Here is a 13,548-nt window from a genome sequence, read left to right on the forward strand (position 1 = left end):
ACCTGCTCTACGAGACCATCGAGGATCACAGAACCCGTTCCGGTGCCAGTCTCATCAAATCGTGGTTTAGATAGCTGGACAGGGAAACTGACATTATTGTTTCTCAGTGAGAAACAGGACTTCGATTGACTAATCTTTGTGTTAATCGCTTTTTCGAAGTCGCCTTTTTCACCACAGCCGGATAACAGAACAGCAAGACTCCCTGCGACTAAAAATTTACGCATAGTATTAACCCTGAATTAATGGTTGATGGTGCCGTTTCTTAATACCACCAGACGAACTGGCATATCGGCGTTATTGACTGTAGCGAATCCACGGACTTCGAAGTTGTTTACGGTCCCGGCAATACTGACCTTCTGGCCTTTCTTATACGTCAGAACAGCATCATCAAGCCCGGAGTAGTAATCAATCCAGACCATCCCACCGCAGTAGTTGGTATCTGAGGTCTTAAACAACAGGTAATAGTTCGCATGGGCTGCTTTTGGCATACCTGTCATCATATCGCTGGCACTTCTGCCCTTCGTAACTTCCAGTACAGTGGCATTAGCAATTGAGATCCGCTTTCCGGTCCATTTCTTCTCCGCAGCCATCGCGTTTTCTTCATAGTCTTTGCAAACAGTGCCAAGACCAGACACTGCTGATGCCGGGCCTGAGTTTTGGCTGGAGGTGGAGCCACCCAGTGTTTTATCAACAGCATTGTTTAATGATGACAAGGACGAACTGATTGCCCCATTAACTTTATTCACGCCATCATTGAGCTGCTGGCATCCCGACAGAAACACAGAAGCTAACAACAGTGGCATTGCTGTTCTTACTTTCATAACTATCCCCAAAATGTGGAAAGTAGAGCCAACAACAGCCCTTACCCGTATTTTTGGGATTACAGGGCTGTATTGAACATTTAATCAATTGATATGATTCAATTAATTTTGTTGTTCGTCATATCGTTTGTATCGATCGAATGCAAAACAATTGATAGCTTAAAACTATCATTAATTACATATTGATCGTTTTAGGCAATTAAAATACCGATCAATAAAGCCATTTTAATCGTCAAAATCTATCGATAATCAATTATCGATCTGTTTTACCGATCATTTTTGTTGATGGATTTTGTCCCAGCAAAGTGGGCAGATACCCATAGGATGGTTTTCAGGTGGAGAACGGAAGCTGGGGGCAAAGTAGGTAAGTCTGTTTTGCGGTCTTGCTGTAGGTTTCAGCTTCTACATCAGCGATCTTATTGTTTCTTCGCTGACTTGGCTAAGTTCGGAGATCAATCTTCCATAAACATTTATCATTCGTTCCTTATCACTATCATTTGCTGGTTCTGACAGGAAGAAAAAATCGTAATCTTTAACATAGATGTTATTACCGTTTTCGAGAGTAAGTTTTATTCCGTATTCGTCTTCTTCCATTTCTTTTACTACGCAGGTGAGAAATGGTGTTTTTTCATGCGCATTAAATAGGATAATGGTTTTAATGTTGTTCATTTTGTGTTTTCCTTATCTTGTTTTATTATTTTTTAATACACTGTTTTTATCGGAAAGATCAAATTTAAAACCGGAAAAATGACATATTACTTTCTATTGTAATCTTTTTTTGAAAAGATATTTATCTTATGAGCTGGCGCTCATGTGCTTACGCACTGACGCTGATTAAAACCCGGTATTAAATGAAATCATGAACTTTAGTTTTTCATGAAAAAGAATCTTCCTGAGTTAAATTTATCCTCTGAATCAAAAAAAGGATACTGTTTTACAACCGCAGCATTTGGTGATTGTTCAAAACAATCACATCGCTGGAACAGGGTTCATCCCTGTTAATGATGGATTTATCCATAAAAATAGCGGCAACAGCCGCCTGTAAAATAAAAGAAAAAAAATTACCTGCTGAGAGTATCCGCAGCGCGTCGTGATTGTATAAAACAATCACTTCGCTGTAATAAGATAGACAGGAATATAATACTGAAAATTGTCAGGTGCCTTAATCTGAATGGCACTGATTAAATTTAAAGTAAAGCGTTCCCGACAACAGATAAAAAACACTACGGTAAAGGCTGAAAACTTAACATCATTTCCCCCCTGAAAAACTCATACATTAACATAAAAACAGCAGGTGCCATTTATCCGGCACACATCCCCTTTTACTATATTAAACTTATTACTATATTACGGATGTTATTCTCTATATAAAACAACAGATTACAGAAAAAAAGTTATAGTTTCCTATAACTATGGTTATCGATATCTATAACTCGGGTTATCGAAAGCTATAACTAAGGTTAGCAAAAACTATAACCCTAGTTTCACCCTGAAACCATTATCTGAACAGTGGCGGGGTTTCCAGTCTGACTAAACTTATTCCAATAGTTCGGTGCTTATCATTTGCCTGTATTAGATTATCTGGATAGCTCTCCATAATATTAAAACTTTTTCCATTTATTTTTGACTTTGTTATTGACCATAGTATTTAATCTGTTATGTATTAAAAAGAACAATAATAAAAGGAAAATACAATGACAACAATAGATTTTACCTCACTTAACACTCTGTCTCCCTTTGAGTTAAAACTTTATATTGATGACCACGATTTCAGCAGTGAACAGAAATTGCAGATATTTGAGCACTATTACAGCACGCATAAAGACACAACCAATATCTACACCCGCAAGGAAAATATAAAATCGATTAAAAAAGATGTTGATTACGTTCATATGTTCACACAGAACTTCCAGAAACTGGCTGAGCTTAATATTTCTAAAAATGAACTTAAGGTGATAGCCAGAATCCTGAACATCATGGAGTTCGGGAACTGCTTTCATATCTCACAGGCAAAGCTGTGCCGTGATTTGGATATCAAGAAATCCAATATGTCTCTTGTCTTTACAAAATTAAAAAGAAAAGGGATTATCATCGATAAAGACGGAGATCTTTTTATGAACTCAAATATATTTCTGAAAGGACAGGCGCATACCATTAATGAAAAGCAACGCCCTAACGTTAAAAAGGCTCAACGCTTTGAGGTTAATGACCAGCTCACCTTTGAGAATGTATATACTTTCCATACTGATGCAGATAATCAGCATGAAACAAAAAACGAACCAGTTTATGTTTCTGATTCCGATGAAAATATTTCTCTACAGTATCCTGAAAAACCAAACCCGGAAGTTAATAAGTCAGATGAAGAACATTTTCACTACACATTAAAAGAAAAAGAGCAGATACATTCCGTGCTAATTTGACACTTTTATCATGCCTCGTAAAATATAAATATACCCTATTATATTAATGAGGCTTTTATGAAAAAAACAAAAACAGACAACAGTGATATTATTGATTATCTGAACACCACGCAGGAACTAAAAAAATATCCCGATATAAAATCTTTCTGGCAGGAGTATAGACGATTAAGAGAAGATGCTCCCATTGGTAAAACTAATCAGTTCTATTCTGCCCATAAAGAACTGCGTCGCCTTGATAAAAAATAAATGAATTATTGAGCACATTTATTTCTGAACTTAATCCGGTAATAAAGGAAAAGACACCTGAGAGCATCATGCGTCGTTCCTTAGCCAGAACATTTATCCGTGAGAAAAGTGATGAAGAAATCATCTCAATGTTGTTAAAGCAGAGAACTGAGGCTTTGCTTGAGTTTCAGAGTGATATTGAGCACAGTCTTGCTCAACTTTCCGAAATCACGTCAACCTTCAATACGGCACATGAAAACACACCTCACCGAAGATTTAGATTATGACCCGAACTTATGACCCGAACTTATCGGCCCCATAGTAGTGCTGATACTTATAAAACCGTTTTAGCTCAGACTTGGCGCTGACAGTTTACCCGGACAGAACACTATCAGATCTGACAGTCTGCTTTGAGTGAGGAACGGACCTTGAAAGGTTGAATAGGTCCATCAAAGCTGCTACTTTCTAACACATAAATGATCTAGGGGTTACAAGAGAAATATAATCGCCAGAACGCAGTTTAACAGATCCTGTAATGCTATTTTATATAGTTTAGTCCATAAAAATGGTAACCCGCTTGAGGTGATAGAATGACGGATAAAGCAACGTTCCGTGCTGAGTGTCCTGAATGCTTGGGAGAAAGAAACTGTATAGTTATCGGAGAAACAAAGCGGAGTTGGGAGAGTGGGGACAGGCGAAACTCTATGCAATGGGTTACAGAATATCGCCTGTTACAATGTAAAGGATGTGATACGGTGTTTTATCATTCAAAATCATGGGACAGCGAAGATTTGGATTACGATTATGATGATGCAGGTCAGACTGTTATCACCCCTAACTATAGATATGAAACCTATCCGAGATCACTTGAACATCGACCGCCGCAATGGATTGAAAATTTAGCAGCCATTGACTATCAACTCTCTATCTTACTTAATGAAGTGTATCAGGCCTATTATAATGAATCTTATATTTTAGCTTCCATTGGTTTAAGAACCGCCTTTGACCGCACTTCAGAGGTTCTGAACATATTACCTACATTACCTTTAGGGAAAAAAGTCGAAAAACTCGCAGAGGATGGTTATATCGGTGAAACTGAAAAAAGTCAGTTGCTTATAGTCACAGATGCAGGTAATGCCGCTGCGCATCGCGCTTGGTCACCGACAAAAAGCGAGTTTAAATCTCTTTTAACAATAACAGAGGATTTTATTCGTCGGTCTGTGCTTCGCGATGATGGCATTATGAAAATTGCCGGAAAAATCCCAGCCAAACAAAAAAAACATATCGAAAAAGCCTCTAATGCAGTCAATGCACTTCCCGATTTATTAGTTCAGCCTTATACAGAAGGTGAGTAATGTGCACTTTCTCTGTTAATCTAAGTCGCGAATACAATATCGCGTAGCGAAATCCATATCAATTTTCTTTCATTAGGCGCCATAGGAACGGAAGCTCATGATTGTTATCACCGAGGACTAGCTTCTAACAATACCCTATGTTAATGAACGGGACTGGTCTGGAGGCTTTGAATCAAAATGTTCATTCTTAGCGCAAAGCTTCTGCGGTTGTAGAAATATCAGAAAGTGAAATGCTTCCACCACCCATAAAAAGCTTGTAAAACCTTTCACCTAATCCTGTGAATTCTAATCCGAAAGGGATGATGTCATGCCATGCCAGCAAAGATACGTAGCTATTTCCGCCAGCACTCCTAGCGCAGACTAATCCCAAATTATACAGGGCATAAATTTCTTGGAGCAGTGCGACAGTACTTGCCTGCATGTTGGCATTTTTGGTTCGGTAGTCATGCTTTCTAAGATTTTGAAAGTCAGAATAATGTGGTTTCATCATGATCAAACTCATAATACAGAGTTGCCGGTACGTCAGTGAATCGAACAACCGGAGATAATAATTAGCTTCTTCGGTACTGACTCCCGGGGAGTAGACCATATTTGCGTAAAAATTCCCGAGAAGTAGAATCTTCTTTTCCTCATGCTCTTCACGCGCCCTTCTTAACGTTCCCTCTAGGATTTCTTCTGCATTACTGCGTTTTCCTTCTTCAGAGTTAAAGAAACCATCTTTTCTGGGTTCATTACCTGACTGAGCAGCCTTTTCAATTTTATTGAATGCAACTGCAGCAGCAGCCCCAACACGGACTTTTTCGCGTGCAGACATCGCACGATCTGCCACATCACCGAGAAGTTTTGCACCAGCTTTCGCGACAATCACCCCTACCGAACCAGCCCCAGCAGCTCCCGCAGGGCCAGCTGCGAAAAAGCCAATTGCGCCGCCAACTGCAGCGCCAGCTATCTCTGCGCCTGTCGAAATTAGTGATTTGGCTTTTTCAATATCTTCTTCGTTTGACCTATTCATAACTTTATCTTTTAGACAGGAAATGGATGGTTCTAATGAAGATACGTTTACCACATGAAAGTCATTAACTCCACATTACCTGATGACAGTGACCTGTTTTCCGTTGATTAACACCATAATGTTATTCAAATGGATGTTTGGCCACCTAAAACTAACCACTGTAATGACAACCGCTTTTGGCACAGAGCTGCTTGTCAGAACAGGTTGAACTCTGTGTTGTGATCATGCCAACTCAAGCTCGTGCTAACACTTACAACTTAACGCGCTTCCCAGTCAATCTTCAGCTTCCAGTATGTATCATCATCAGAAAGTATCCTCAGTATATGAGGAACAACAAATCTTTCATGAAAATAAAGCGTCATGTTGATGATGGCCTTTGTATCGGCCCGGCTCAGTTTTTCGCACTCAATATTCTGCTCTGCTTTAAAGTTAGCAAAGTCGGCTTTAATATTATTCTGGCAGATGGTATACATCATATGCGGCGTATCCCCTGATAACATGAAGGGAAGATCCACTTCATTGCTTTTCACAAGATTATATGCCATCTGACTATACTGGTTCATCATCAGCCACGCGATATGTCTGTTTATTTCTTTTTTATCTTTTAATGTTTGCTTACTCATAATACACCCTCTTATTTAAGATTATTTTTCATGCTATTTTCACTTATTCAAGAAAAGTCTGTTTTGATGTATATCCCTGACCAAATACTGCGCCAGATATTGCTCATGCAGGTACATCATCGTCTTTTTTGCTTTTTCAAAATCAGCTTCTTCTAAATTTTCCTTACCATTGCCATTACTTTTACTGTAGGCATCAAAATGTTCACAGATATGAGCAATGACGTAATCAAATGCGTCACTGATATACTTAATCTCTGTCACGTATTTTAACGCGCCTGCCTTGTCTGATTTCGCTTTCCCATGTATAAGATGACAATAAATGTCCAGACCAAGTGTAATCATAAATGCAGTTGATTCATTTTCTTCGTTTACAAAAATAGTTTCCATATTTATCTCTTATTATGTATTTAATGTATATTCCAGACACACGTATCCTTCATCGTCAGATGATGTCTGAAATGTGTTTATTAGTTTTCTGTCAGGATTATTTGTGCAGACTTACTGCATGAGCTTATACAAATAACTGTGCGTAAAAGCTAATGACTGTAAATGTTCTCTTGCCCTTATCTGATTAACATTTCTGAACAGACAATATCCACTCTTCTCATCATGACCTTCATAGAAATATTCCTTTGTAGTGTCGATAATAATATCAATGAACCTTTTCATTTCCTTTTTATTTACCATAAGCTCCTTATGATACGATGGCATTTCTCTTTTGAGCTTATTAATATTTTCATTGAATAGCCTTTCTGCCACTTCATTAAAATGCTTTGTTGTTTTTACTTCTAATATCATAAAACCACCTCATTATTTGCCATGTTATTTTTTGAAAAATCATATCGTGTGTTCTGGATTGTTTTTTCAATCCATTCGTCCACTTCACTTTCAATAAAAGCTATCGACCTTAGCCCTATTTTTACTCTGTCAGGAAAGCTGCCATCTTTAATACGCTCATACAATGTGGTACGACTGAACCCCACCCGATTGAGCACTTCTGGTACCCGGATAAATCGTTTAACTGCTTTTTCATTTCTCATAGAGCTTTGCTCGTTGTTGTTTTTCATTGTCTTTTCCTCCGTTGTTTCGACAGGAGCCATACTAAGGAAATTTGAGATCGCAAGATGCAGACATTGGCAAACAAGATTTTTATGAGAAAGTGGCAAGAAGTGATTTTAGGGGAAAATGGAAGTTTGCGGATTTCGCTGGTTTTGAACAAAACCAGTTGCGGCAGCGTATTGGTATGTATCTACAATGTAGATTGACAGACAGCTCTCCATGCGCTACATTGTAGATACATTTATTTAAGTGAGGATTTTTTATGATTGATGTCCCGGTTAAAAAATGGGGGAACTCGCCTGCAATACGCCTTTCCTCATCTGTTATGCAAGCGTTTGATATGACCTATAACGATAGCTTTGACATGGAAATCAGGGAAACGGAAATAGCGCTGATCCCCAAGAAAAAGCCAAAGTATCAGTTCACGCTGGATGAGTTGCTGGAAGGGATGACCGCCGATAACGTTCATGAGAAAGTCGATTTTGGCGCTCCAGTCGGTAAGGAGCTGCTTTAATGGTTTCTCGTTTTGTTCCTGATTCTGGCGACTTAATCTGGCTGGATTTTGATCCTGTAGTGGGGCATGAACAGGGAGGACACCGCCCCGCTGTTGTTCTTAGCCCCTTCCCCTACAATAACCTTACCGGACTTTGCTTATGTGTTCCCTGCACGACCCAGAGCAAAGGATATAAATTTGAAGTCGAATTATCTGGAGACCGTGAAAGTGTGGCTCTCGCCGATCAGGTTACTTGTGTTGACTGGCGCAACCGTAAGGCAACAAAGAAAGGCAAAGTAACAGCCGATGAGTTAGAAATCATCAGAGCAAAAGCTAGGGTTCTGATTGGTTAGCAATCCTGCTCGGTAGTGTTCAGAAATATCACTGGATATTTGAAAAAATCAGTTGTGTTAGCTCAAACCTGATCTGTCACTCTTACAGTACAATGTTTAACCTAAGTTGACAGGCAACTTTGTGCCAGAAGCGGACGTTTTCTGGCTATGGCAACAAATCAAACAGCACACTACAAGTAATTAACAGATAATTAAAGGTCACTGGTGAAAAATAATCACCACCTCCATAGGAGGTGGTTTAAGAATGACAACATAAATAAAGTTTAACGAGCATTATTTTTTTGCAAACCATACCAAAGAACGGGAGGAACTGGTGTTCTGAAATGCCGATAAGCTATAAAGTCCAAAGCTGATAAGCCAGCCTTGACGGCACTTGATTCTTTGAAAAAATTGTATCTATCCATTCCGCTCAATTCATTCATTCTGTCTTGATAGTCATTCATACTATCCGGAAATGTAATTGGGGCTTCTGTCTCTCCTGTGGCATATTGAGCTTGGTGAAAATACAAATGATGATAAAGATCATTTGTAGGGTGCCATAATTGAGAACACATCTTTGGATAAACTTCTTTTATTCCTTTAATCAGTACATTATATCCTTCTTCTTTTTTCAGAATAACAGTCAATCCTATCAAAGTAGGGATAATCCAAGATGTACTCGTTGTTTTTTCTCTCAGGTAGGTATCATCATTATTGCAATCTAGGCAAATGAGATCATCAAGGGAATCTGTTGATACAGGATGATTCCGGCCAACCTTGAACACAAAATCAAGCCTTACAATCAGTTCCCTAAGCCATTTTTCAGCACTATCAATTTTTCCCATAAGCAGTAGGAATATGAAAGCCAAAGTAATGTCTATTGCGTTTTCATCAAGACGAGGTGAACCCGATGCAGGATTATTACGGATAAGCGCGCATAAGCTTTCAGCAACGACGTTTGCATTGGTAAATCTGACCGCCCGTTCTTCATCTTCACATCGTAGTGCCGCGAAAAAGTTATTTAGTCCAATGCTAGCAAGTATACCTATTTGCTCGAATATAGTTAGATTGATTAATGAACTCTCTGTAGAATATGACGATATGATATATTTTTCATAAAAGTATGGTTGAAGCTTTGAGAAATATTCATTAGAAATGTTGATATAACTTTGCCATAAAGTTTCAATAGTAGAAAAATATCGATGTGGTTTTTTTTCGAGATTAATACGATGCCATACCCACAATAAGCATCGTTCCGATACATATAGTGCTTGTTTAGAATTTCCATCTTGTATTGCCCAATAGGCGAGAATATTTGTAGCAAGGTAACAAGTTCGTATTGATTTTTCAAGTTCCGAACTTGTTAATTCTTTAATTTTTCTTCCTTTAATATCAAGTTGAAGTGTCCGAAGTAATAAATGATAAAAATCATCTTTAGAATAATCATTCTCACAAATTAAAGATAATGCCTTTCTCAAATCGCTTCTATCATCATCACTAAAAATATGCTCATTTAGCATGTGAGTTTCTATAAGGGTTGCTAACTTGGAAGCTCCCCAAAAATCAAACTCATACGACTTATGGTCATCAATATAACCAGACCAGCTCTGGCTGAGTTCCTCTTTCATGTCCCCGCTGGTAGAAAGTATAATTTTTTTTGGTAGTATTTTATGCTCAGGCAATAAATGGTTCTTGATATAAACATCAAAAATTTCATTTAAGCTAGGCCTGATCGAGTTTTTACCGGAATCCCATTCCGTTCGCCCTAAATCTTTTTGCTTTATGACAAAGAGAAAAATTTTTTTTACATTATCTTCTGGATCTCTACCGATTGCGGCAATATCAACACCGTACTGTCTGGTACCAGTTTGTGTCGTGAACAAAGGAACAATATTCATTGACAGCAATAAATTTGGTAGTAGTCTGTCAAGCTCATTTCTTTCCTTTAATGTTCTGATATATTGTGAAATTAACACTTTCATTCCATATCCTTTTTTGCACATCTGAATTGAACCATATTGATTTCATATCCAATATTGTCCATAACATATCTCCTAGGCAAAGAGTAGCTACTAGAAAACTCGTGCAAATATGATGGTTCGCTATAACCTTTTTTATTGAAATTATTGTAGTAAAATGAACCAATACCTGCCTTTAATATTATTTTAGATGCAATGTTAAATATAATTGAACTTTCTTCATGAAGATCATTTTTTCTTGCTTCTACTTTGGTTCTTTCTTTTTGAAAATTATTAACAAGCAATGAAGGTGGTTCTAATTCTTTTATTCGAGGTAAAATTGCAAAAGATGAAATGTATTTATCTATTTCAGCTAGCATCTCTCCATATAACTTTGCCATATTTCCTCGCTGATTTTTGATATTATCTTTTCGCCTTTTAATTTCATCTTGTACATAACCGGGGTAATCCATCGCTATTTCATGTATTATCACTGACTTAACAAGAGCATATGTTCTTTTTTCTGGGTTTTTCACCTTTAATAAAGACAGTATCAAAGATGTTAACTGGGTTTCGTTTGAGATGAAACCCAGTATTCTTCGTACTAAGAAAATAAAGTTCTTTTGTGTAAAACTGTTAATGGTGTCAAGACAGCACTCTAATACATGTTTGTTTTCGTGCACAAACAGGTGGGTTGCTACCAAGCGAGAAAAAATGGTTGCTTCGAGATTTTCATCAATTAATGTTAATGTAAATAATTTATTAAGCAAATCTTGATGCTTTACTATCTCATGGAGAAACACTTCAATACTTTTATTTTCTTCTGATATTGAATTATTTCGTATCATGATAAATATACAATCAGCTAATAACCCATACTTTGATTCATCCTTAGCTAAAGATGCAAAGATGTGGAAAATAACATTGTTCAAAGCATCATTGTTCATTGAAGCTTTACAAATACACGTTAACCAAAATTGAAAATCAGCGTGGGAAGTTAATTGTTTTGTGATAGATAATTTATTGGAAAGTAACTCTATTATTTTCTGATTATTTGATTCGAAAAGCTCACTAATAACAAAACGAATTTCAGGTATTTTTCCTATAGTATCAACTGCCGCTTGCATTCCCGCATTAGAGATCAGAGACACAGGCGACGAAATAGCACTTTTAATAACTTCAAGTATTTTTCTATACTTATATTTATTATCGCTTTTTTCTATAACCCTACCAAGAATCCACAAGGACTGAGGAGAAAGTACGCTATTGCTTTTTTCTATGTCATCAATCAAAATATCAATGACTTTAGTGTACTCTTGTTTTTTTAATGAGAATAAAGCAATATTGTAGAGATGAATAGTATCTGGCTGTATATCCGAATGAAACTTTTTGATTATTTCATGGCATTTCTGTGGGGTATTAGACAACCGTTCCTGTAATGATGAGTAATGACCTGCGTACTGATTTTTTTCTTTATAAATAGAGAAAAAGAAATTAAAGAGTTTTTGTATATCTATATTTTTTACGTATTTTATGAATTGATCCGCTAGCGATGTAATTTCATAAGGATTACGTTCAGACATAAGTAATGATTGCCATACATCAAGCTCATCTTCATATAAGCTGAGGAATAATCCAGCGATTGCACTGTCTCCACGCAAAGTTTGTTCCCATATGCTAAAGGCAGTCAATAATATTGAACTATCTGAATTGACACTCTTATCAGCCATTTCTGAAAAATAGTGATAGGCGACATAATAGTCTCTGTCATCATAAGATGAAAAGATTAATTTATTATTCTTCAAACAATAACCATCTGACTTTTCTTTAAGTAATAAAGATAATTCATGTTTATCTGGTTCATACTCTAGCGTATCAGATCTTGCCAAAAAAAGCTTGTGGGCGATATTTTGAACAATACTACCCTTCATTAACTACCTCCTGTACAGCAAAGGGGAACGATACTTAACCTAACACTAATTAAGATACAGAACACCATGCCCTGTCATAAGATGCAATATTATTAACAACCCTCATTCGTATGGTATGTCTGTTCCTCGTTAAAAGCCGACTGTCAGATTTGCTTGTGCGTTGCCAGAGATAAATGTCTTATCAAGTTTGAACTAATACAAATAAACCTATCGTTATCGCTTGATACCACTACTTTTTCTCTTCTTCTTTTTCGTTCATCTTCATAGCCTCTGCAACCTTGGTGTGTATCATGCTGTCATTTTTGCTCAGGTAGATGTTAAACATCCTATCAAACTCATGGGTAAGCACTTTGTCAGCCAATGGTTTGTCCGTGTCTTTGATTTGAGAGCCACCTCTTATGTCCTCAGAATCATTGGGATAAAGAAGCCTGCCAAGCTGTTCATAGGAAATTTTTTCGTTGTTTCTCTTGGCCCAGAACAGCAGATCCAGCAGAGGGATGATCCTGAAGTTAATTAGCCTCTTGATCGTGCTAAGCCCGAACCTGAATGTTCCCGTTAACGGTTCCGGGATACCATGCGTCCTGCGCCATTCTGGAAGCATACGCTTCATATGCTCGATGACTTCTTCGTCAGTAAGCCTTCTGATGTTAAGTTCCAGATAAAGTGGCTTATGGGGATGAAGCATCTCGATATCAGTCAACCGCCACCGACCAATCTCTTCTGAGGCTGGCATGGTTACGCCCTCTTCTTTAAGCCCCATACGCCGGAGTATTTTTATCTCTCTTAATTGACGCTCATATTTCGCAGCATCCGCCACGGTAATGTGCTTAATATATATTTTCGCGTTCTGGAGAGGGTTTTCTACTGCCTGTCTGAGTGGATAGTCTTTTCCATAGGTAGGGGCTGGATCTTTGCTTGGGCTGACTAATAAAGGCTTTCCCGCCAAAATGTTAGCTTCATAGTCCAGATAACGCTGGCGAATCTTACGGTCATCGTCGTCATTCAACTCTCCATCAAAATCATGTTTAGCTAACCTAAATCGGGCAAACGCTTCCCTCTTCAGGTCTTCAATCGTGATCTCCTGCAAAGCATCATAGTTGCTCACCTTAAACCACGTTTTTACCGCCTTCATGACTTCGCTTGCTTTCATCTATATGCCTTTCTTGTTCATTGTTTTCGCCCGGACGAAAACTGAAAAGGAATCAGATTATTAGCACAATCGTAAAATCCAGAACAGTTCTCACTGCCTGTGGAAATCGCATAAATGCACTGGATGGGAAGTTGTCTTTACATATGTGAAATTAACAGAACGCAAGCAG

The 13,548-nt window shown here is 37.8% G+C and carries 16 protein-coding genes and 1 pseudogene; 6 read left to right on the top strand and 11 right to left on the bottom strand.

What is annotated here, in order from left to right; translation table 11 throughout:
• From CNE01S_RS25620 to CNE01S_RS05285, 3 genes and pseudogenes are all read right to left on the bottom strand, one after another.
• Positions 1-224 (bottom strand): annotated as a pseudogene (locus tag CNE01S_RS25620) (SEN1982 family lipoprotein); the annotation flags it as partial.
• Positions 225-239: 15 nt separating this feature from the next.
• Positions 240-821 (bottom strand): hypothetical protein, encoded by a 582-nt coding sequence (locus CNE01S_RS05280; RefSeq protein WP_061274074.1) that lies wholly within the window; start codon positions 819-821, stop codon positions 240-242.
• A gap of 402 nt (positions 822-1,223) precedes the next feature.
• Entirely contained in the window at positions 1,224-1,490 is a 267-nt protein-coding gene (locus CNE01S_RS05285; protein ID WP_061274076.1) for a hypothetical protein, read from the bottom strand.
• A 1,025-nt stretch (positions 1,491-2,515) separates the two neighbouring features.
• On the opposite strand from CNE01S_RS05285, the gene CNE01S_RS05290 reads away from it, so the two are divergent.
• The 4 genes from CNE01S_RS05290 to CNE01S_RS05300 all read left to right on the top strand — a co-directional run bounded on the left by CNE01S_RS05290 (position 2,516) and on the right by CNE01S_RS05300 (position 4,821).
• Complete coding sequence (locus tag CNE01S_RS05290; protein WP_245874271.1) at positions 2,516-3,241, top strand: DNA-binding protein; 726 nt, start codon at positions 2,516-2,518, stop codon at positions 3,239-3,241.
• Positions 3,242-3,298: 57 nt separating this feature from the next.
• Positions 3,299-3,487: a DUF4756 family protein gene (locus CNE01S_RS25965; protein WP_342747898.1), complete on the top strand. Its 189-nt coding sequence runs from the start codon at positions 3,299-3,301 to the stop codon at positions 3,485-3,487.
• An 8-nt stretch (positions 3,488-3,495) separates the two neighbouring features.
• Positions 3,496-3,753 (top strand): DUF4756 family protein, encoded by a 258-nt coding sequence (locus tag CNE01S_RS25970; protein ID WP_342747899.1) that lies wholly within the window; start codon positions 3,496-3,498, stop codon positions 3,751-3,753.
• Between the two features lie 303 nt (positions 3,754-4,056).
• Complete coding sequence (locus tag CNE01S_RS05300) at positions 4,057-4,821, top strand: DUF4145 domain-containing protein (protein ID WP_082763188.1); 765 nt, start codon at positions 4,057-4,059, stop codon at positions 4,819-4,821.
• 187 nt (positions 4,822-5,008) lie between these two features.
• On the opposite strand, the gene CNE01S_RS05305 is transcribed toward CNE01S_RS05300, so the two are convergent.
• From CNE01S_RS05305 to CNE01S_RS05325, 5 genes are all read right to left on the bottom strand, one after another.
• Positions 5,009-5,833, bottom strand: a complete 825-nt coding sequence (locus tag CNE01S_RS05305; protein WP_061274080.1) for a hypothetical protein — start codon at positions 5,831-5,833, stop codon at positions 5,009-5,011.
• Positions 5,834-6,090: 257 nt separating this feature from the next.
• Entirely contained in the window at positions 6,091-6,456 is a 366-nt protein-coding gene (locus CNE01S_RS05310; protein ID WP_061274082.1) for a hypothetical protein, read from the bottom strand.
• Positions 6,457-6,495: 39 nt separating this feature from the next.
• Positions 6,496-6,843, bottom strand: coding sequence for a hypothetical protein (locus CNE01S_RS05315; protein WP_061274084.1), 348 nt, complete (start codon positions 6,841-6,843; stop codon positions 6,496-6,498).
• Positions 6,844-6,954: 111 nt separating this feature from the next.
• Positions 6,955-7,254, bottom strand: coding sequence for a hypothetical protein (locus CNE01S_RS05320; RefSeq protein WP_061274086.1), 300 nt, complete (start codon positions 7,252-7,254; stop codon positions 6,955-6,957).
• Positions 7,251-7,523 (bottom strand): helix-turn-helix transcriptional regulator, encoded by a 273-nt coding sequence (locus CNE01S_RS05325; RefSeq protein ID WP_061274088.1) that lies wholly within the window; start codon positions 7,521-7,523, stop codon positions 7,251-7,253. The genes CNE01S_RS05320 and CNE01S_RS05325 overlap by 4 nt, the downstream gene beginning before the upstream one ends.
• Before the next feature lie 254 nt (positions 7,524-7,777).
• Between CNE01S_RS05325 and CNE01S_RS05330 the strand changes: the two genes are divergently transcribed.
• Entirely contained in the window at positions 7,778-8,029 is a 252-nt protein-coding gene (locus CNE01S_RS05330; protein WP_061274090.1) for an AbrB/MazE/SpoVT family DNA-binding domain-containing protein, read from the top strand.
• Positions 8,029-8,361: an endoribonuclease MazF gene (gene mazF / locus CNE01S_RS05335; protein WP_061274092.1), complete on the top strand. Its 333-nt coding sequence runs from the start codon at positions 8,029-8,031 to the stop codon at positions 8,359-8,361. The genes CNE01S_RS05330 and mazF overlap by 1 nt, the downstream gene beginning before the upstream one ends.
• 263 nt (positions 8,362-8,624) lie before the next feature.
• On the opposite strand, the gene CNE01S_RS05340 is transcribed toward mazF, so the two are convergent.
• The 3 genes from CNE01S_RS05340 to CNE01S_RS05350 form a co-directional block, all read right to left on the bottom strand.
• Complete coding sequence (locus CNE01S_RS05340; RefSeq protein WP_061274094.1) at positions 8,625-10,322, bottom strand: hypothetical protein; 1,698 nt, start codon at positions 10,320-10,322, stop codon at positions 8,625-8,627.
• Positions 10,319-12,229 carry a hypothetical protein gene (locus CNE01S_RS05345; protein WP_061274096.1) on the bottom strand — a complete coding sequence of 637 codons (1,911 nt, stop codon included), beginning with the start codon at positions 12,227-12,229 and terminating at the stop codon, positions 10,319-10,321. The genes CNE01S_RS05340 and CNE01S_RS05345 overlap by 4 nt, the downstream gene beginning before the upstream one ends.
• A 229-nt stretch (positions 12,230-12,458) precedes the next feature.
• Entirely contained in the window at positions 12,459-13,379 is a 921-nt protein-coding gene (locus CNE01S_RS05350) for a DUF6387 family protein (protein ID WP_061274098.1), read from the bottom strand.
• Positions 13,380-13,548: the final 169 nt, after the last annotated feature.

This window comes from Cedecea neteri NBRC 105707 = ATCC 33855, from assembly GCF_001571265.1.
Classification (GTDB): Bacteria; Pseudomonadota; Gammaproteobacteria; order Enterobacterales; family Enterobacteriaceae; genus Cedecea; species Cedecea neteri.

What these genes read in the sequence shown, in the direction of transcription:
- CNE01S_RS05280 (WP_061274074.1), bottom strand. Translation starts at nt 821, where the DNA reads ATGAAAGTAAGAACAGCAATGCCACTGTTGTTAGCTTCTGTGTTTCTG.
- CNE01S_RS05285 (WP_061274076.1), bottom strand. Translation starts at nt 1,490, where the DNA reads ATGAACAACATTAAAACCATTATCCTATTTAATGCGCATGAAAAAACA.
- CNE01S_RS05290 (WP_245874271.1), top strand. Translation starts at nt 2,516, where the DNA reads ATGACAACAATAGATTTTACCTCACTTAACACTCTGTCTCCCTTTGAG.
- CNE01S_RS25965 (WP_342747898.1), top strand. Translation starts at nt 3,299, where the DNA reads ATGAAAAAAACAAAAACAGACAACAGTGATATTATTGATTATCTGAAC.
- CNE01S_RS05300 (WP_082763188.1), top strand. Translation starts at nt 4,057, where the DNA reads ATGACGGATAAAGCAACGTTCCGTGCTGAGTGTCCTGAATGCTTGGGA.
- CNE01S_RS05305 (WP_061274080.1), bottom strand. Translation starts at nt 5,833, where the DNA reads ATGAATAGGTCAAACGAAGAAGATATTGAAAAAGCCAAATCACTAATT.
- CNE01S_RS05310 (WP_061274082.1), bottom strand. Translation starts at nt 6,456, where the DNA reads ATGAGTAAGCAAACATTAAAAGATAAAAAAGAAATAAACAGACATATC.
- CNE01S_RS05315 (WP_061274084.1), bottom strand. Translation starts at nt 6,843, where the DNA reads ATGGAAACTATTTTTGTAAACGAAGAAAATGAATCAACTGCATTTATG.
- CNE01S_RS05320 (WP_061274086.1), bottom strand. Translation starts at nt 7,254, where the DNA reads ATGATATTAGAAGTAAAAACAACAAAGCATTTTAATGAAGTGGCAGAA.
- CNE01S_RS05325 (WP_061274088.1), bottom strand. Translation starts at nt 7,523, where the DNA reads ATGAAAAACAACAACGAGCAAAGCTCTATGAGAAATGAAAAAGCAGTT.
- CNE01S_RS05330 (WP_061274090.1), top strand. Translation starts at nt 7,778, where the DNA reads ATGATTGATGTCCCGGTTAAAAAATGGGGGAACTCGCCTGCAATACGC.
- mazF (WP_061274092.1), top strand. Translation starts at nt 8,029, where the DNA reads ATGGTTTCTCGTTTTGTTCCTGATTCTGGCGACTTAATCTGGCTGGAT.
- CNE01S_RS05340 (WP_061274094.1), bottom strand. Translation starts at nt 10,322, where the DNA reads ATGAAAGTGTTAATTTCACAATATATCAGAACATTAAAGGAAAGAAAT.
- CNE01S_RS05345 (WP_061274096.1), bottom strand. Translation starts at nt 12,229, where the DNA reads ATGAAGGGTAGTATTGTTCAAAATATCGCCCACAAGCTTTTTTTGGCA.
- CNE01S_RS05350 (WP_061274098.1), bottom strand. Translation starts at nt 13,379, where the DNA reads ATGAAAGCAAGCGAAGTCATGAAGGCGGTAAAAACGTGGTTTAAGGTG.